The following is a 17,617-nucleotide window of genomic DNA, read 5'->3' on the forward strand; positions in this document are numbered from 1 at the left end:
CATAACTATCTGGTAAATAAATAGGTCCTTTTAAAGAAACAACTAAGCCAAATAACACATAGATTGCTAAATATATTATTAAATATCCTCTAGGGAATCTCATGAAAAATAATATTAACGAAATGAAATAATAAACTAAAATACTATTTTAATATCAATAAAAACGAAATAATATTTATCTATAATATTTTTTCATTTTCTTTGTTTATATTCTTTAAAAAAATAATGATCTATGCCATTTCCAATTCTACAATTAAAAAATGCATCCATTTACCAAGGAGACAATCTAGTACTTTCAGATGTTAATGTTCAAATTAACAAAGGCGATTTTGTATACTTAATAGGCAAGACGGGAACAGGTAAAAGTAGTTTTATGAAAACACTTTATGGTGATTTACCTTTAACTGATGGTGAAGGTCATATTGTAGATTATGATTTAAAACATCTTAAAGAAAAAGACATTCCTTTTTTAAGACGAAAACTAGGTGTTGTTTTTCAAGATTTCAAATTGCTCACAGATAGAACTATTAATGATAATTTATTGTTTGTTTTAAAGGCTACTGGTTGGAAAAACAAAACGGAAATGGATACGCGTGTTGAAGATGTCTTAACAAAAGTAGATATGAAAACAAAAGGTTTTAAATATCCGCATGAGCTTTCTGGTGGTGAACAGCAACGTATTGCTATTGCCAGGGCCTTACTTAATAATCCTGAACTCATTCTTGCTGACGAACCTACAGGAAATTTAGACCCTCAAACCAGTGTAGAAGTTATGGAAGTACTTCAAGATATCAATAAAAATGGAAATACAATTTTGATGGCTACTCATGATTATGCTTTATTACTTAAATACCCAAGCAAGACTTTAAAGTGTGATGAGAATGCGGTTTATGAGGTGGTGCAACGGAAAGGCTAATTATGCTATCAATATTAATACCTGTATATAATTATAATATTTCAAATCTTATATTTGAAATTCATAAACAAGCTATCAATGCAAATATAAAGTTTGAGATTATTTGTTATGATGATAACTCCGAAAAACATATCTCTGAGAATAAATCGGCAATTGACTCACTAAACTATTCAAGTATCATAATATCAAAAGAAAACATAGGCAGAACTGATGCACGACAATTACTATCAAACAAAGCTGCATACGATTGGCTTCTATTTTTAGATGCAGATGTTATACCGAAATCTGATAATTTTATTCAGCATTATATTGAGAAGACCAATTCGATTTATGATGTAATCTATGGCGGATTTGCTTATAATAAAGAAAAACCAAGTAATGATGCTATTTTACGTTGGAAATATGGTAAAACCTTTGAAGAAATTGATGCAAAAAAAAGAAATTTAACCCCTTATCAACTTATTATTTCTGCTAATTTTTTTATACGAAAATCTGTATTCGAAGAAATTAACTCGAAGATCAACAAAAAAAGCTACGGTTTAGATAATTATTTTGCTGCTTTATTAAAACAAAATAATTTTCGTGTTTTACATGTAAACAATGAAGTGTACCATCATGGCTTAGAAAGTAGTATCTTATATTTAAAAAAAGTTGAAGAATGCATTATTACACTATTATGGCTATATGATGGTAAAAAAATGGTTGAACATAACAATAAATTACTTTCTGTTTTCACTAATGTTAAACGATTTAAAGTAAATTATTTAATGAATTTATTTTATCATATCTTTAATTCAAAAATTAAAAAAAACTTGCTTAGTAAGAATCCAAATCTATTTTTATTACAACTTTATAAACTTTCATACATATGCTATGAAGATTTAAATAAGAAAAAACATGTCTAAACAGCCATTTTTTTCGGTAGTAATTCCTCTATATAATAAAGAACATTACATAGAAAACACAATTAAAAGTGTTTTAAATCAGACTTTTATTGATTTTGAAATTATAGTTGTTAATGATGGATCTACAGATTCAAGCTTAGAAAAAGCTGAAGCTGTCTTATCTAATTATAAAGATCACACAATAATAATCCAAGAAAACAAAGGGCTATCTGCATCAAGAAATATGGGTATATCTATAGCAAAAGGACAAATTATTGCCCTAATAGATGCTGACGATTTATGGCATGAAAACTTTTTAAAATCCATGCATGGTTTATATATAAATTTCCCTAATGCTTCTTTTTACGGCTCTGATTATTTAGAAAAATATAGTGCCAAAAACGTTGTAGAAACCAAAAAAAACATTAATCATAATCTAAAAAACAAAGAATTTATTGTTTCTGATTTTTTTTCAACAAACATATTTCAATCAATTATCTGTCAAAGTAGTATTGCCTTTAAAAAAGAAATTTTTAAAACTATAGCTTTTGATGAAACTATAGATTATTCTGAAGATGTTGATTTTTATTTAAAAAGTTTCATGAAGCATGAGTTAGCTTATAGCTATACCCCATTAGTAACAATTTTAACTGATGTACCTAATCAAATAACTAAAATTGGAATTAAAAACAAAACATTTCCTAATTTAGACTATTATGAAAAAAAACATCCTGACAATCCTTCATTAAAAAAATATTTAGACTTTAAGCGTTATATGTTTGCCATGCAATCTAAGCTTAACCATGATAATGTAAAATTTTCCTATTATACAAAAAACCTTAATTACACTAACCTTTCTCTAAAGCAAAAGATTTTATTAAAAAGCCCTTTATTAATAGTAAAGTTAATAAAACATGTGAAAAAGTTTTTTTTAAAACGCAATATCAGACTCACATCATTTGAAAGATAGAATACCTACGAATCAAAAATACAAACTTTAACCTTTAAAAAGTTGTTCCCATTTATTCATAATATTTTTCTCTGAAAACTTGAGAACGGAATTTGAAGCATTTAATTCACACTTATTATATAATTCGGTATCTTCTTGTAATAAATCTATACTTTTTCCTAATTCATAAAAATCTTGATCTTTTACTAAAAGTCCATTCTTCCTATGGTTAATTAATTCAGCTGGTCCCGATTTACAATTAAAAGATATTACTGGTTTTCCTAATGTAAGTGTTTCAAGTATTACCAAAGGCATGCCTTCAAATTTACTACAAAGTACTAAAAATTTGCAATGCTTGATATAATCGTAGGGATTAGATACAAACCCCAATAATTTCACATTTGCAAGCAAATTATTGACCTTAATTAACTCTTCAAGCTTTCCTTTATCTGGTCCATCTCCTAAAATAATTAAGGGGATACCTTTTTTACATGCATTAGTTTTTTTATAACTTAATATAAGTTTATCAAATTGTTTAACCTTTAAATTCAGCCTTCCTATGGCTAATACTGCATTATTTGGAATACTGCATTGTGGCAACTTAAAAGCTACAAGTAAGTCTTTATTTACGAAATTCGGAATAAAACTGACATTATCAAAAGGATAATATGAATTAAGTTCCTCCACAATATCATTGGATACAGGAATAATAGCTTTTGCTTTATTATATACCTTCTTAAAAAGAAACCCTTTTGGGATATGATATTCAATATTGTAATTTTGTATACTTAATATCATCTTCTCAACTTTAAACACAAAAAGATGAAGTAGTGATTCCATTAAAAACCTATTGCGCATTCTAAAATCTACGTAAAAATCCGCATTAATTTCTTTATAATACTTTCTAAATAATACTATTTTTTTTAATTGTTTAAGCTTCTTTATATATGGCTCTTTAGTTCCTAAATTATATAGTTCTCCTGTATACTTATAGGTTATATCATCTCTTAAAGATATTATTGACACTTTATAATTGTTTCTCTTCAAAAGGAATGAAAATGACGCAGCAACTTTTTCCGCACCACCTCCACAAAGGCAATCTACAATAATGCAAATGTGTTTTCGATGGGTCATTTAAAAAACGTATCATAGTTTTTACCTTCTAAAATAAGGCGTTTTCTATTTATAAATTCTGAGCTAAAAATACTTCTTCTATTATCTATAAAAGAACTTTCAAGACCAGAAATATGAGCTATACTGTGCCACAAATCATCCGTCATATATTTTCTTTCTTTATCATAAAAATAATCTTCTGGGTATTTAAAATGATTACTATACCACATAATAAAAGGTATTTTAAAAGTGTTTTTAGTTGGTTTATCTTCTAAGTGCCCATAAAAATTTTCATTTTGAAATACTTCTTCTCCATGATCAGAAAAATACATTAGATAACTATTTGTTTTTTTAACCTTCAACTTTTGCAATACCTTGTTTACTATAAAATCTGAATATCTAACTGCATTATCATATTGGTTTATTTTTTGATAAGCAATCTCATCTTCAAATTTAGTTTTTGGTTTATCAATAAAAATATCAAACGTTTTTGGGTATCTATTTTCATATGAAAAATGAGCTCCAATTAAATGTAAAAAAATAATTTTATGTGGAAAGTCATCTTTTAAAGCTTCATCAACTTTATACAACAATTCTCCATCATGTTTTAAATTATTTTTTACAATTTCTTTAGAATTGAAAAACTTTGACTTTGCTTGACTTGAAACCCTAGCTAAAGCACTAGCAGGGTTAAACGCTGGACTATGATTAGAAATCCAAAAAGTTTTAAATCCAGACTTATTAAACAAAGTTGTAATTGGCAATGCCAAAACTTTTTTAGGTTCTTCATAATTACCTAAAGTTAAAGCTTTACTTAATGAATGAAATGTTGAGGTGTTTGGACTTATAACATCTGTAAATATATTCAGACTATCCTTTAATTTTGTTAAAAAGGGAGTTGTATTGCGATAATATCCATATAGCTGCATATGGGAAGATGTTACAGACTCACCTATAACAACTATAAAAGTATTACTAATACTACTGTTTTTGTTTTTAGACAGAATATTATTTGCATTTACTTGAGAATTAAAATCTTCAATAAATTTTTTGTCTTTATAATTTAAAATAAGTGAACGAGAAATTAAATAAGGCAAATTATGTTCTATTATACTGATAAATTTAAAAACAGTTAAAAAGAGTAAAGTAAAGACACCTAACTTTAAGAACGTATAACTTGTAAATCTAAATTTAGATGTAGTTTCTATAACATTATTTACTATAGCATTTAGTTTTAATAAGGGAATAAAAAATAGTAGTGAGACAATTAATTCTTTCGCTCCAATAAATTCATGAACAAACTCTGATAATTCATCTGGATTTGTATTTATTAAAACAAAAAAAGAAGAAGGCCCGAAATGTATTTTAAAATTAAGATACATTATAGTTTCAAACCATAGCATAATTACCACCAGTACTATAACTACACGAAAAAACAGCCTCTTTAATGAAATGTTTTTTAAATGATTAATTATAAAAATAGCTAATGCCGTAAAAAAAAGATTCTCAATTACATTCAAGAATCTATACAAAGAAAAAAAATGAAATAATCCTTCTAATAAATATTCAAGGATTAACCAATAAGCAAAAACCAATAAATAAAGTTTACTTTTCAATTTTAGCATTGATTTTAGTTAACAAAGATTTTCTGAATATAAATAGCATTAATAAGAAATAAGACAAGTAACTAATTGCATGAGCAATTACTGCTCCTTTTACTTCAAATTTATCAATAAAATAGATACTGAAAAAATAAACGATAGAAACATAAAACAATTCACCAAACAAATACCAAAGCAACATCTTTTTAGCTTGCATTTGATAGGCTATAGCAAATGATGCTATTTTAAAAAAGTCTCCTATAAGTTGCCAAAAAAACAACTCTTGAGTTGGAAGAAATTCTTGAGTTAAAGTAATTCTAATAACCCAATATCTAAAAAAATAAATAGCAATAAAAACTAATAGTACTAATGGTAAAATAGTCTTATAAAACTGTATTATTAACCTCTTAAATCCTTCATCTGTTTGGTTCTGAGATAATTTCGGCAATAGATACAATGAAAAAAGACTCATTATAAACATTAAATAGTATTGTGATATTTTTATCATAGCTTCCCAATAGCCAGCATATTTAAGTCCCACGTTGGTAATAATATAATTCTTTACAACAACATGCACTATGGGTATTGTTAAGGCCGTAAAAATTGCCATAACAATGAATGAAGATAATCCATTCAAGTATTTTTTTGAAAAACTTGAAATGGAAATATTAGTAAAAATCATTTTTATTTCTTTAATCCAAAAAAATGTTATGAAAATTAAAACTGAAGGCATGGTTATCATAGCAATAATAGCTCCTTCTAAGTTATAAAAGTAAAGTAAAAAGACTACCACAACTACATTTACAATGTAACCAATAGTATTTATGAGGATAATAGTTTTATACTTCCCTAAACCATTAATAATCGCTAAAACAAATGTATTTATAGCATATAAAGGAATAACATATGCTAATATTTTTATGGCATAAACATAGTCTTTTACACCAAAAACCAGCACACTAAAATAATCTGAAAAACCTATTAAAACTAAAGAAATTAGTATAGTAAATGCTACCATTAAAAAAAAAGAAGTAGAAATGATTTCTTTTAATACTATATCATTATTTTTATTCTCAGCTGTATATTTTATTAGACCATTTTGTGCTCCACTCACTGAAATTCCTTGGCAACTTACTAAGAAACTTCTCAAATTACCTGTAAGTGCCATTCCTTGTGGAAATAAAAAATACGCAATAGCTTTTGACAAAACAAACCCTGATACTAATTTAACAAAAACACTTAATGAATTAAATGATGCTACTTTTAGTAACACGTTTTTTTTGTAAAAAAGTTTTATTTTTTTTAGCATTTACAATGTAAATATCAATAAGTAGTTCTTTATATTAGAAAAGACTATTTTTTTTCATTTTCAATACCAAAAAGCGAACTCCCAAATATCAATAAAATAATACCATAATACATGATATAACTCACAAAATGAGCAACTACAGCTCCTTTTACACCATCAAATAAGTCTATAAAATAAATACTTGTTATGTATAACGTTATTATCAAAAAGGCTTCGGTTAAAATGTAGTGCCAAAACATTTTTTTTGCTAAAAACTGGTATGCAATAACAATAGACAATACTTTAACAAAATCACCTAGCAGTTGCCATAAAAACAAATCTTCTACAGGCTCAAACTCCTTTGAAAAAACTACGGATACTATAATTGGTTTCATTAAATATATGATAAACAAACCAAAAGCTAAAATAGGGATAACGGTTTTGTAAAAACTAAATACTTCTTTCTTAAATTCTTTAGCATCATCAATCTCTGAAAATCTAGGCAAAATATACAATGCGATTAAAGAACTAACAAGCATTAAATAATACTTAGATATTCTCGTCATGGCCTCCCAAAAACCTGCATCTTTATAACCTATATTCTCTATAATATATGACCTAATAGCAATAGCAATTAATGGTAAAAAAACAGCTGTAAAAAGAGCCATTAACGAGTAAGAGCTCATTTTTTTTAAAATACTAAAGTCAACATTGTTAACTCGTATAAGTGATACCAAACTACGCCTATTTATAATACCAACTAAAGTGATTAAAAATATTAAAGCTTCAGCGATTACTACAGATACTAAAGCCCCATCAAGTTTGTTCTGGTAAATTAAAAGTAGAGCTATGGAAACACTCAATATTTGCCCAATTATGTTAATAATGATAAGTATTTTATACTTAGAAAAGCCATTCATTATAGAAAATGAAAACATATTCAAAGCATAAAAAGGAAGTACTATAGCAAATATTTGAATAACGTAAGTGTAATTGTTATAAACAGGAAAAATGAGATTATTTATTAATTCCGCATTAAAATAGCATATAAACGACACTAATATTGTAGATATAAAAGCCGTATAAAATATTGTTGATACTGTCTTACCTAACTGTACAACATCGTCTTTAAATTTTGAAATATATTTTACAGCCCCTTTATAAAAGCCAAGTACAGCAACGGTTTGAAAAGAGCTAGCAAAATTCTGTAAATTCCCAATTAACGCTAATCCTACAGGGCCTATAAAAACAGCTATTGCTTTAGATGTTAAAATCCCAGCTATGATTCGTGTTAATACTGAAGCTGTTTGTAACGAAGTAACTTTAACTAAAACCTTGCTATTTATATAATCAATTAACTTTTTCAATTAAGTACGATTTTTTTACTAAACAAAATTACTTTAAATTGAATACATGTACTGTAAACGCTTAAAAAAACATAATATTCTTTTATGTTTTCGAAAAGGGTCAAATATACAAAATCATTTAACTTTTTGGTCTTAGCTTATGTAAAATTGTAAGAAACAGTCTATTGTCTCGTATCAAATAAGTTTACAATTTCTTTTTTCCCAATAAATAATACAAATTAATACAAAATATGGCCGTATTTGTTATTATAATAGGCATTGAGATTGGGTTTAACAAAATGCCATAAAACACGAATAGTAAACATCCAAAGGAGTTTACTATTCGTAATTTATTAACCGATTTCATTAAGAATGAAATTAAGACAGTAGCCATAGCAGCATATCCAATCCATTCTACACCTGAAATTCCAAAGAATTCCATCTTATATCGTTTTATTTCTTTTACGCTCTACTTCTGTTAAATAGATTTTACGTAAACGTAAGTAATTTGGTGTTACTTCAACGTATTCATCTTTTTGAATATATTCTAAAGCTTCTTCTAATGAAAACTTAATTGCAGGAACAATTTTAGCTTTATCATCTGCTCCAGAAGAACGTACATTACTAAGTTTTTTAGTTTTTGTTACATTTACTGTCATATCATCACCACGAGAGTTTTCTCCAATAACTTGTCCTTCGTAAATATCTTCTCCTGGATCTACAAAAAACTTACCTCTATCTTGTAATTTATCAATTGAATAAGGAATAGCTTGTCCTTTTTCCATAGATACCAAAGATCCATTTTGACGCTCAGGAATCCCTCCTTTTAATGGTTGATATTCTTTAAAACGGTGCGCCATAATTGCTTCACCGGCAGTCGCTGTTAATAGTTGATTACGTAAGCCTATTATACCTCTAGATGGCACTATAAATTCGCAAACCATACGGTCTCCTTTAGCTTCCATACTAAGCATCTCTCCTTTTCTTAAACTAACCATCTCTATAGCTTTACCAGAAACTTCTTCTGGTAAATCAATAGTCATTTCTTCTACAGGTTCACATTTAACTCCGTCAACCTCTTTTATAATAACTTGAGGTTGTCCAATTTGCAGTTCATATCCCTCGCGACGCATGGTCTCTATTAAAACAGATAAGTGCAATACACCACGTCCAAATACCATAAATTTATCTGCACTATCAGTTTCTTCAACTCGTAATGCTAAATTCTTTTCAAGCTCTTTTGTTAAACGATCTTTTATATGACGAGACGTTACATATTTTCCATCTTTACCAAAGAAAGGGGAATCGTTAATAGTAAATAACATACTCATTGTTGGTTCATCTATAGCAATAGTTTTTAAACCTTCTGGCGTTTCCCAATCTGCAACAGTATCCCCAATCTCAAAACCTTCTAATCCAACAATAGCACAAATATCACCAGCTTGTACTTCTTCCACTTTTTTACGTCCTAAACCTTCAAAAATATGAAGTTCCTTAATTTTAGACTTAACAATACTTCCATCACGTTTAACTAAAGATATATTCTGTCCTACTTTTAATTCTCCACGAGTTAAACGTCCTATAGCGATTCTTCCTGTAAAAGAAGAAAAATCTAAAGATGTGATTAACATTTGAGTGGTACCATCTTCAATTTTTGGTTCAGGAATATGGTTGATAACCATATCTAACAACGGTTCTATATTTTCAGTTTCATTTTGCCAATCATCACTCATCCAGTTATTCTTTGCAGAACCATAAACTGTTGGGAAATCTAATTGCCATTCTTCTGCACCTAATTCAAACATTAAGTCAAAAACTTTCTCATGCACTTCATCCGGAGTACAGTTTTCTTTATCAACTTTATTAACAACAACACAAGGTTTCAAACCTAAATCAATCGCTTTTTGTAATACAAAACGTGTTTGCGGCATAGGACCTTCAAAAGCATCAACTAATAGTAAAACACCATCAGCCATATTTAATACACGCTCAACTTCACCTCCAAAATCGGCGTGACCTGGTGTATCAATAATGTTAATTTTTGTGTCTTTATAAATTACAGAAACGTTTTTAGAAGTAATTGTAATCCCTCTTTCACGTTCTAAATCATTATTATCAAGAATTAAATCACCTGTGTTTTCGTTTTCACGAAATAACTGACAATGGTACATAATCTTATCAACCAAAGTCGTTTTACCATGATCTACGTGAGCAATAATTGCAATGTTTTTAATCTTAGCCATAATAGTGCCTTATTTTAAGCGTGCAAAGGTAACTATAAATTACGGATAAACTATGTAATAATATTTTTTTGGATATTCATTCTTCATAAAATACAAAAAAAAGAGCACTATTTATTTTATCCTTCTAGTTTTTAATTTGTTAAAACCTAGAAACAGCATAGCCTCAATGCCAATACAAATACTTAAAAAGTCTTTTTAATTCAATTTAAAAGAGACCCTAATTAATTCATCATTAATAGTATATTTGCATCATAATTTTCTGAAACAAAAGCTTTATGACGCTTCAAGATATTCCAAAAATAAAACATACAAATTCAAACAATTTCTTCTTGCTTTGTGGCCCCTGCGCTATTGAAGGAGAAGACATGGCGCTTCGTATTGCCGAAAAAGTCGTTACCATTACTAATAAACTAGAGATCCCTTATGTTTTTAAGGGTAGTTTTAAAAAAGCTAATCGCAGCAGAATTGATAGTTTTACGGGTATTGGAGATGAAAAAGCTTTAAAAATTCTAAAGAAAGTTTCTAATACTTTTGATGTACCAACGGTTACCGACATTCATGAAGTTTCTGATGCTATGTTAGCTGCACAATATGTTGATGTATTACAAATCCCTGCATTTTTAGTTCGTCAAACAGATTTGGTAGTTGCTGCTGCAAAAACTGGCAAAGTAGTCAACTTAAAAAAAGGACAATTTATGAGTCCCGAAGCCATGAAACATGCTGTACAGAAAATAAAGGATGCTGGTAGTGAAAAAGCATGGATAACCGACAGAGGTACTATGTTTGGTTATCAAGATATGATTGTTGACTTTCGTGGTATTCCTACAATGCGTCAATACGCACCAACTGTTTTAGATGTGACGCATTCGTTACAACAGCCTAACCAGACTGCTGGGGTTACTGGAGGTAGACCTGACATGATTGAAACCATAGCTAGGGCTGGTATTGTTAATAATGTAGACGGTTTATTTATTGAAACTCATTTCGACCCAGCAAATGCAAAAAGCGATGGCGCTAATATGTTACACTTAGATAATTTAGAAAAATTGCTCACCAATTTAGTTGCTATTAGAAAAACGATACAATCTCTCTAGATTTCATACAATCAATCAAAAAAATCAAAATCTTTTAAGGAATAAGTATTTATTTCGTCAAAAGGATTTTATTTACAATTAAATCAAAAAACATAAATGACTACTACACCTATTAAACTTATAGTATTTCATATTAAAAGTCCTTTCCCTCTCAAAAATTTTACCCAAAAAAATATTATAAAAACTGTTCTATCTCTCTAGTTTTTATAATCAATCAGAAAAAATCAAAAAACCTTATTGGAGAATAAACACTATTCTCTAATAAGGCTATATACAATCAATCAAAAAGCATTAATGACTATTAAACCATTTAAACTTGTAATAGTTTTTATTATAAGTACTTTATCTCAGAACAGTTTCGCACAAAAAAATAATATTGATAATACCCAAAAATACACAGCATCCAATAAAGGCAAATTTTTTATTAGTTGGGGTGGTAATAGGGAGTCTTTTTCAAAATCAGATATCAGATTTAAAGGTGCTGATTATGATTTCACTATAAAGGATGTTTCTGCACAAGATAAACCCAAGGGTTGGCATATAGATTATATAAACCCATCAAGAATTACAATTCCGCAAACCAATGTAAAAGTGGGTTATTTTATCTCTGACAAATACATTATTTCACTTGGTGTTGACCATATGAAGTATGTTATGAAAAATAATAGAATTAAAACTATTAATGGTTATATTAATTTACCAGACACTGAAACTGGAAGTCTATACAATGGAAATTATAATAATGAAGATTTTTTTGTATCGGAAGACTTCTTACTCTTTGAACATACCAATGGCTTAAACTATGTTTATGCTGAGTTCTCGAGATTTGATGATATTTCTTCAATATTCAACATTCAAAATACCGATAAGTTTCAACTTAACCTTACCGAAGGTATCGGCGCAGGTGTACTATACCCTAAAACGAATACAACACTACTTCAAAAAGACAGGTATGATGAGTTTCATATAGCTGGTTATGGTATATCGGTCAATGCTGGGGTAAACTTCATATTTTTTAAGCACTTTTTTACGGAATTAGATTTAAGAGGTGGCTTTATTAATATGCCAGATATAAGAACAACTAGTAATACTGCAGAAAGCGCATCCCAACATTTCTTTTACTTGCAACGTGTTATTTCTTTTGGTGGTATTTTTAAAATTTAAATACATAACTTTTACTGGTATTATATTAGATCCCGCCAGAAAGCGGGATAGTTCAACTACAATATTGAATTCGCCACTACTGTAGCTTTTTCACTATTAAGTTTCACTAAATAAACCACGCTTTTTTGCTTTTACTCAATGAGTTTGAAGCTTCATGCAACAGCTCAACAAAGTTTTCATGATCTAGGTCTTCTATGGTTCTTAGCTGAATTGATCGTACTTGTTTGCGTTTATTGTCATCCTTTAAAACAGGAAATCGCCTTTCAAATAAAATACCTTGTACGAAAGCAACGTCCACATAATCTTTACCTTTTAAAATATTTAAATAGATCATAGGTTTTTTCCCAATATTATAAAACGGTATTCTATAACTATACTTCTCCTCTACTTCTGGAAGTGTAGTTAGTATAACGCTTCTAACATATAACATGATGGATTGATATGGCTCCTTTTGGTTAAAAAAGTATTCGTCTACAGGTTTCAATATTCTAAATAGATTTAAATTACAAATTCAAACTTAACAAAAATTTATGATGCTTGATTGAAAATAATTTATTTACTTTGTATTTCAAAGTACTTTTATATGGAATCAAAAGATTATTTAAAGGACATAAGCGAAATAAAGGATTTAATGAATAAATCTTCCCGTTTTATCTCTCTTAGTGGGTTATCGGGAATATTAGCAGGAATTTATGCGCTTATTGGAGCGGCCGTTGCCTATTGGCTGGTTGTAGAATATAGTGACGGCATATTAATGTTAGATGGTAAAATTTTTAGATTAGTGATGCTAGACTTATTCTTAATTGCATTTTTAAGCGTTGTTACAGGAATCATCTTGACCACAAGAAAAGCAAAAAAGAACGGTGCTAACATGTGGGACACCTCATCACGTCGTTTAGTTATCAATTTTTTTATTCCGTTAGTCGCTGGTGGTATTTACATATTAATTATACTAGGCCAACAAAAATATGGACAAACTGGCGCTTTAATGCTTTTATTTTATGGCTTAGCTTTAGTAAATGCTTCTAAATATAGTATTGGAGATATTCGTTATTTAGGTTTTATACAAATTATATTAGGCTTAATTTGCACTTGGTTACCTGGGTATGGATTTTGGCTTTGGGTCTTAGGTTTTGGAATTATGCATATTATCTACGGTACGTGGATGCATTTTAAGTATGATGTTAAAAAATAAACATTCTCGGTTTTTATTAACTTAGAATTTAAAAAAACATTCCCTTTTTTGGAATATTATATGAGTATTATAACCAACATAAATAAAGTATTTGACCATAGAATTAGATTAGGTATTATGTCTATTCTAATGGTAAATGAATATGCTGATTTTAATATGTTGAAAGAATTGCTAGGTGCTACAGATGGTAATTTAGCTAGCCATACAAAAGCACTTGAAAAAGCTGAATATATTAAAGTTGAAAAACAATTTATAGGCAGAAAACCTAATACACGTTATAGCACTACTAAATTGGGTGAAGCTGAATTTAAAAAACACATTAATGCACTTGAAAAATTAATTAACAAAAAATAAATATTTTTTAATCTTTTACTTTGAATTTCAAAGTACTTTAAATAAACATCATCATGGAAAACACAAACAAACAACAAAACAAATTTGGGCATTGGATTAAAACTTCAATCACAGCAAGAATGCTTATGGTAGGTTTTTTAACATTAGTTTTACTAATTCCTCTAGTCTTTATTGAAGATCTAATTAGAGAGCGATCGTCTAGGCAAACAGAAGTAATTAATGAAATCAATCAGCAATGGGGTAACGAAGTTCTTATTTATGGCCCTATATTAAAAGTGCCCTATAAAACCTATAAAGAAAAAACGGTAACTGATAAAAAGACAAAAAAGGTATATACAGAAAATATAGAAGAAATTCGCTATGCTTATTTCTTCCCAGAAAACCTTAATATCAATTCAAGCGTAAATCCCGAAGAAAAAAAACGAGGTATTTATACTACTGCTGTTTATAATAGTAAAATGTCTATAACTGGATCATTTATCAAACCTGATTTTAGCGATATTGAAATTAGCGATAAGGATATTCTTTGGAACAAATCAAAAATTATCATTCAGTCTTCTAATGTAAAAGGTGTTAATGAAGTCAATTTAAAATTGAATCAAACTGATTACGAGCTTTCTTCTAAATACAATGATAAAAAAAACTATAATTATAATGAAGTGCCACTACACACTCTTGAAACCAAAAATATTAAGAAGGAACAATTACTTTTCCAAAAGCCACTAACCTTCAATATAAAATTCAATATAAAAGGTAGTGAACAAATACGGTTTATACCTACAGGAAAGCAAACCGAAGCTCAAATCACTTCAAACTGGAAAACCGCAAACTTTTTTGGAGAGTTTTTACCTTATAATGATGACAAAATTAGCGATGATGGGTTTAATGCAAAATGGAAAATTCTTGATCTAAACAGACCGTTTTCTCAAGAACATTTTTATGGCATTCCCGATTTAAAGGAATTTGCTTTTGGAGTAAACTTCATGATTCCTATTGATGAATACCAAAAAAGTGAAAGGTCTGCAAAGTATGGCTTTCTTGTTATTGGATTAACATTCCTTGTTTTCTTTTTAATTCAAACTTTAAGTAAAATAAACATTCATCCCTTTCAATATTTAATGATTGGATTAGCACTTACCATGTTTTATACACTTCTAGTGTCTATTTCAGAACATAGCAACTTTTTAAAGGCTTATCTAATAGCAGGTATTTCTGTAATAACTCTTATAAGCTTGTATTCTAAATCTATATTAAAAACATTGAAATTCCCATTCTTTATAGGGCTTTCATTAACAGCCCTATATACTTTCATTTATGTTATTATACAATTAGAAAACTACGCGCTTCTGGTAGGTAGTATTGGTCTTTTCTTAATATTAGCTACAGTCATGTTTATATCTAGAAAAATAGATTGGAATAATGGTTAATTTATTAGTTAGGTGATGTGTTTAGCGTTTCCTCGTCTAAAAATTATTACAGGCGAGGTCACGCTTTACATTCTAATATTTATAATAATTGGGAACCCTAAAAACAAATAGAGATTTCTAAAACTTATGGAATGATAATCTTAAATATCCCAGCATTTACTTATTTCTACATATTAACTAAAAACTTATGGCACTAAAATTCAACAAAACGTATTTAATAATTACATTAATCATATTCACAATTGAAGTCTTAATAGCGACCTATTTAAAATACGGGTTTATACGCTACACCTTTGGTGATTATTTGGTTGTTATACTACTTTATTGCTTTATTAAAAGTTTCTTTAAAGCCGCACCAATTATAGTTGCTATTCCTGTTTTAATATTCTCATACATAATAGAGCTATTACAATTAATAAACATTTTGGATATGTTGAATCTAAATAACGACTATCTATTGAAGCTTATTCTTGGTAGTACATTTCATACCTCAGATTTGATCGCTTATACTTTAGGAATCATTAGCGTTTTAATTATTGAATATGGTATAACCAAATTCATCCCTAAAAAAACGAACAACCAATGAACACTATAAAAACACTCTTATTCAACCAGTTTAAAATATTTTCTTTATTAAGTATTTCTATAGCGTTGAGCATTGTATTACTTATGGTAAGAATGAAATTAACTCATTCTTTTTTCTACTTATTTTTAGTCTGGAATCTATTTTTAGCTATCATTCCTTTTGCTATTACAACCTATTTAGTAAATACCCCAAAACTCAAAAAAATAGGTTTTGTAATAGGGTTTAGCGTATGGCTACTTTTTTCACCTAATGCGCCTTACATTATTACAGATTTACTACATTTAAAAGTTAGTTCAAACCATTTATTGTGGTTGGATGTACTTGTTGTTAGTTCTTTTGCTTTAAACGGACTTTTACTTTTTTCGTTATCATTATTAGATATGGAGACTTTATTAAATCAATATTTGAAAAGAAAAGCAATAATCTTTTTTATGATATCTATACTTTTCCTTAATGGGTTTGGTGTTTATTTAGGACGCTTTTTACGCTATAACTCATGGGAAATCCTCCAACACCCTTCAAATTTGTTTAACGATATTTTTGATATTATTTTACGTCCGAATCAACATTTAGAAGCTTGGCTGTTCACCTTTTTGTTTGGAGTTTTTTTAAGTATTGGCTTTTGGGTATTCAAGGCATTACATAAACCTTAAAAACAATTATGATGCTCGATTCTTTTCCTGAATATTTCTAACAATTCTTGTTGCCATGTTTCTTGAAATAAAACGAGGTATTGTAGATAAGAGCTTATTAAAAGCACCAGGAATAGCCACTGTCTTTCCTTTTTTCATGGCATTATAGCCATACAATGCAACATCAGTTGCACAAGCCATGTTAAAGCTAATCTTATTTTCAGAACAATCACTAGAAACAGTTTCTTGAAATAGTGTTTTAGTTGGCCCCGGACACAACGCAGTAACAGTAACTCCTGTGCCTTTTAATTCGTTAGCTATAGCTTCTGAAAAAGATAAAATATAAGATTTTGATGCATAGTACATAGACATTAATGGTCCTGGCTGAAATGCCGCTAAAGATGAGATATTTAAAATCTTACCAGATTTTCTAGAAATCATTTCTGGTAAAATCAATTTTGTTAAATGTGTTGTCGTTAAAATATGTAGGTGGAGCATATCAGACTCACGCTTCCAATCTGTATTTGCAAATGTACCGAACAATCCAAAACCTGCATTATTCACCAATACATCTATGGCTCCTAGGTCTTTAACTTCATCATAAATATCTTGGGCGGCATCTGGTTTACTCAAGTCTTTTACCAATAAATTGACTTCGTTTTTAAACTCTTTATTAAAAAGCTGCTTCACTTCTTTAAGCTTAGACTCGTCAATATCAACTAAAACAAGATCATAGCCATCTTTTATTAGTAATAACGCTAATTCATATCCTAAGCCCGAAGCTGCTCCTGTTACTAATGCTATTTTAGTCATCATATCTCTTTG

Annotated in this window: 18 protein-coding genes; 10 read left to right on the forward strand and 8 right to left on the reverse strand. The window is 28.8% G+C overall.

Translation table 11 applies throughout. From position 1 onward, the window contains the following. Window positions 1-232 precede the first annotated feature (232 nt). From Q4Q39_RS16255 to Q4Q39_RS16265, 3 genes are read left to right on the forward strand one after another with little or no spacing between them, the layout of a single operon-like run. On the forward strand, window positions 233-916 hold the full coding sequence (locus Q4Q39_RS16255) for a cell division ATP-binding protein FtsE (RefSeq protein WP_303283607.1): 684 nt from the start codon (window positions 233-235) through the stop codon (window positions 914-916). A gap of 2 nt (window positions 917-918) precedes the next feature. Further along, window positions 919-1,821 (forward strand): glycosyltransferase family 2 protein, encoded by a 903-nt coding sequence (locus Q4Q39_RS16260; RefSeq protein ID WP_303283608.1) that lies wholly within the window; start codon window positions 919-921, stop codon window positions 1,819-1,821. After that, window positions 1,814-2,770: a glycosyltransferase family 2 protein gene (locus Q4Q39_RS16265; RefSeq protein ID WP_303283609.1), complete on the forward strand. Its 957-nt coding sequence runs from the start codon at window positions 1,814-1,816 to the stop codon at window positions 2,768-2,770. Before Q4Q39_RS16260 ends, Q4Q39_RS16265 begins: the two co-directional genes overlap by 8 nt. Window positions 2,771-2,797: 27 nt before the next feature. Here Q4Q39_RS16265 and Q4Q39_RS16270 read toward each other — a convergent pair whose 3' ends face one another. The 6 genes from Q4Q39_RS16270 to typA form a co-directional block, all read right to left on the reverse strand. Continuing rightward, window positions 2,798-3,883: a glycosyltransferase gene (locus Q4Q39_RS16270; RefSeq protein WP_303283610.1), complete on the reverse strand. Its 1,086-nt coding sequence runs from the start codon at window positions 3,881-3,883 to the stop codon at window positions 2,798-2,800. Further along, window positions 3,880-5,244 carry a phosphoethanolamine transferase gene (locus tag Q4Q39_RS16275; protein ID WP_303283611.1) on the reverse strand — a complete coding sequence of 455 codons (1,365 nt, stop codon included), beginning with the start codon at window positions 5,242-5,244 and terminating at the stop codon, window positions 3,880-3,882. The genes Q4Q39_RS16270 and Q4Q39_RS16275 overlap by 4 nt, the downstream gene beginning before the upstream one ends. A gap of 223 nt (window positions 5,245-5,467) precedes the next feature. Beyond that, on the reverse strand, window positions 5,468-6,736 hold the full coding sequence (locus tag Q4Q39_RS16280) for an O-antigen translocase (RefSeq protein WP_303283612.1): 1,269 nt from the start codon (window positions 6,734-6,736) through the stop codon (window positions 5,468-5,470). An 80-nt stretch (window positions 6,737-6,816) separates the two neighbouring features. Continuing rightward, entirely contained in the window at window positions 6,817-8,118 is a 1,302-nt protein-coding gene (locus Q4Q39_RS16285; RefSeq protein ID WP_303283613.1) for an O-antigen translocase, read from the reverse strand. Between the two features lie 184 nt (window positions 8,119-8,302). Further along, window positions 8,303-8,539, reverse strand: coding sequence for a uroporphyrinogen decarboxylase (locus tag Q4Q39_RS16290; RefSeq protein WP_303283614.1), 237 nt, complete (start codon window positions 8,537-8,539; stop codon window positions 8,303-8,305). A 1-nt stretch (window position 8,540) separates the two neighbouring features. Beyond that, entirely contained in the window at window positions 8,541-10,340 is a 1,800-nt protein-coding gene (gene typA / locus Q4Q39_RS16295; RefSeq protein ID WP_303283615.1) for a translational GTPase TypA, read from the reverse strand. Window positions 10,341-10,615: 275 nt separating this feature from the next. On the opposite strand from typA, the gene kdsA reads away from it, so the two are divergent. Both kdsA and Q4Q39_RS16305 read left to right on the forward strand, forming a co-directional pair. After that, entirely contained in the window at window positions 10,616-11,434 is an 819-nt protein-coding gene (gene kdsA, locus Q4Q39_RS16300) for a 3-deoxy-8-phosphooctulonate synthase (protein WP_303283616.1), read from the forward strand. Between the two features lie 294 nt (window positions 11,435-11,728). Next, window positions 11,729-12,598, forward strand: a complete 870-nt coding sequence (locus Q4Q39_RS16305; protein WP_303283617.1) for a hypothetical protein — start codon at window positions 11,729-11,731, stop codon at window positions 12,596-12,598. Window positions 12,599-12,704: 106 nt separating this feature from the next. On the opposite strand, the gene Q4Q39_RS16310 is transcribed toward Q4Q39_RS16305, so the two are convergent. Continuing rightward, a complete protein-coding gene (locus Q4Q39_RS16310; RefSeq protein WP_303283618.1) occupies window positions 12,705-13,082 on the reverse strand; it encodes a DUF1801 domain-containing protein in 378 nt (125 codons plus the stop codon). Between the two features lie 99 nt (window positions 13,083-13,181). On the opposite strand from Q4Q39_RS16310, the gene Q4Q39_RS16315 reads away from it, so the two are divergent. From Q4Q39_RS16315 to Q4Q39_RS16335, 5 genes are all read left to right on the forward strand, one after another. After that, window positions 13,182-13,793, forward strand: coding sequence for a hypothetical protein (locus Q4Q39_RS16315; RefSeq protein WP_303283619.1), 612 nt, complete (start codon window positions 13,182-13,184; stop codon window positions 13,791-13,793). A 60-nt stretch (window positions 13,794-13,853) separates the two neighbouring features. Further along, window positions 13,854-14,147: a winged helix-turn-helix domain-containing protein gene (locus tag Q4Q39_RS16320; RefSeq protein WP_303283620.1), complete on the forward strand. Its 294-nt coding sequence runs from the start codon at window positions 13,854-13,856 to the stop codon at window positions 14,145-14,147. A 53-nt stretch (window positions 14,148-14,200) separates the two neighbouring features. Beyond that, window positions 14,201-15,574, forward strand: coding sequence for a cell envelope integrity protein CreD (gene creD / locus Q4Q39_RS16325; RefSeq protein ID WP_303283621.1), 1,374 nt, complete (start codon window positions 14,201-14,203; stop codon window positions 15,572-15,574). Window positions 15,575-15,761: 187 nt separating this feature from the next. Continuing rightward, complete coding sequence (locus tag Q4Q39_RS16330; RefSeq protein ID WP_303283622.1) at window positions 15,762-16,160, forward strand: ribosomal maturation YjgA family protein; 399 nt, start codon at window positions 15,762-15,764, stop codon at window positions 16,158-16,160. Further along, window positions 16,157-16,813, forward strand: coding sequence for a DUF1361 domain-containing protein (locus Q4Q39_RS16335; protein WP_303283623.1), 657 nt, complete (start codon window positions 16,157-16,159; stop codon window positions 16,811-16,813). The genes Q4Q39_RS16330 and Q4Q39_RS16335 overlap by 4 nt, the downstream gene beginning before the upstream one ends. A 6-nt stretch (window positions 16,814-16,819) precedes the next feature. On the opposite strand, the gene Q4Q39_RS16340 is transcribed toward Q4Q39_RS16335, so the two are convergent. Then, window positions 16,820-17,608 (reverse strand): SDR family NAD(P)-dependent oxidoreductase, encoded by a 789-nt coding sequence (locus Q4Q39_RS16340; RefSeq protein ID WP_303283624.1) that lies wholly within the window; start codon window positions 17,606-17,608, stop codon window positions 16,820-16,822. Between the last annotated feature and the right edge of the window lie 9 nt (window positions 17,609-17,617).

The sequence above is a fragment of the Flavivirga amylovorans genome, assembly GCF_030540875.1.
GTDB lineage: Bacteria > Bacteroidota > Bacteroidia > Flavobacteriales > Flavobacteriaceae > Flavivirga > Flavivirga amylovorans.

Bases quoted from the DNA above. Each gene is read 5' to 3' on its own strand.
- Q4Q39_RS16335 (WP_303283623.1), top strand. From the start codon at position 16,157: ATGAACACTATAAAAACACTCTTATTCAACCAGTTTAAAATATTTTCT.
- Q4Q39_RS16270 (WP_303283610.1), bottom strand. From the start codon at position 3,883: ATGACCCATCGAAAACACATTTGCATTATTGTAGATTGCCTTTGTGGA.
- Q4Q39_RS16315 (WP_303283619.1), top strand. From the start codon at position 13,182: ATGGAATCAAAAGATTATTTAAAGGACATAAGCGAAATAAAGGATTTA.
- Q4Q39_RS16320 (WP_303283620.1), top strand. From the start codon at position 13,854: ATGAGTATTATAACCAACATAAATAAAGTATTTGACCATAGAATTAGA.
- Q4Q39_RS16265 (WP_303283609.1), top strand. From the start codon at position 1,814: ATGTCTAAACAGCCATTTTTTTCGGTAGTAATTCCTCTATATAATAAA.
- Q4Q39_RS16305 (WP_303283617.1), top strand. From the start codon at position 11,729: ATGACTATTAAACCATTTAAACTTGTAATAGTTTTTATTATAAGTACT.
- typA (WP_303283615.1), bottom strand. From the start codon at position 10,340: ATGGCTAAGATTAAAAACATTGCAATTATTGCTCACGTAGATCATGGT.
- kdsA (WP_303283616.1), top strand. From the start codon at position 10,616: ATGACGCTTCAAGATATTCCAAAAATAAAACATACAAATTCAAACAAT.
- creD (WP_303283621.1), top strand. From the start codon at position 14,201: ATGGAAAACACAAACAAACAACAAAACAAATTTGGGCATTGGATTAAA.
- Q4Q39_RS16275 (WP_303283611.1), bottom strand. From the start codon at position 5,244: ATGTATCTTAATTTTAAAATACATTTCGGGCCTTCTTCTTTTTTTGTT.
- Q4Q39_RS16340 (WP_303283624.1), bottom strand. From the start codon at position 17,608: ATGATGACTAAAATAGCATTAGTAACAGGAGCAGCTTCGGGCTTAGGA.
- Q4Q39_RS16260 (WP_303283608.1), top strand. From the start codon at position 919: ATGCTATCAATATTAATACCTGTATATAATTATAATATTTCAAATCTT.
- Q4Q39_RS16290 (WP_303283614.1), bottom strand. From the start codon at position 8,539: ATGGAATTCTTTGGAATTTCAGGTGTAGAATGGATTGGATATGCTGCT.
- Q4Q39_RS16330 (WP_303283622.1), top strand. From the start codon at position 15,762: ATGGCACTAAAATTCAACAAAACGTATTTAATAATTACATTAATCATA.
- Q4Q39_RS16255 (WP_303283607.1), top strand. From the start codon at position 233: ATGCCATTTCCAATTCTACAATTAAAAAATGCATCCATTTACCAAGGA.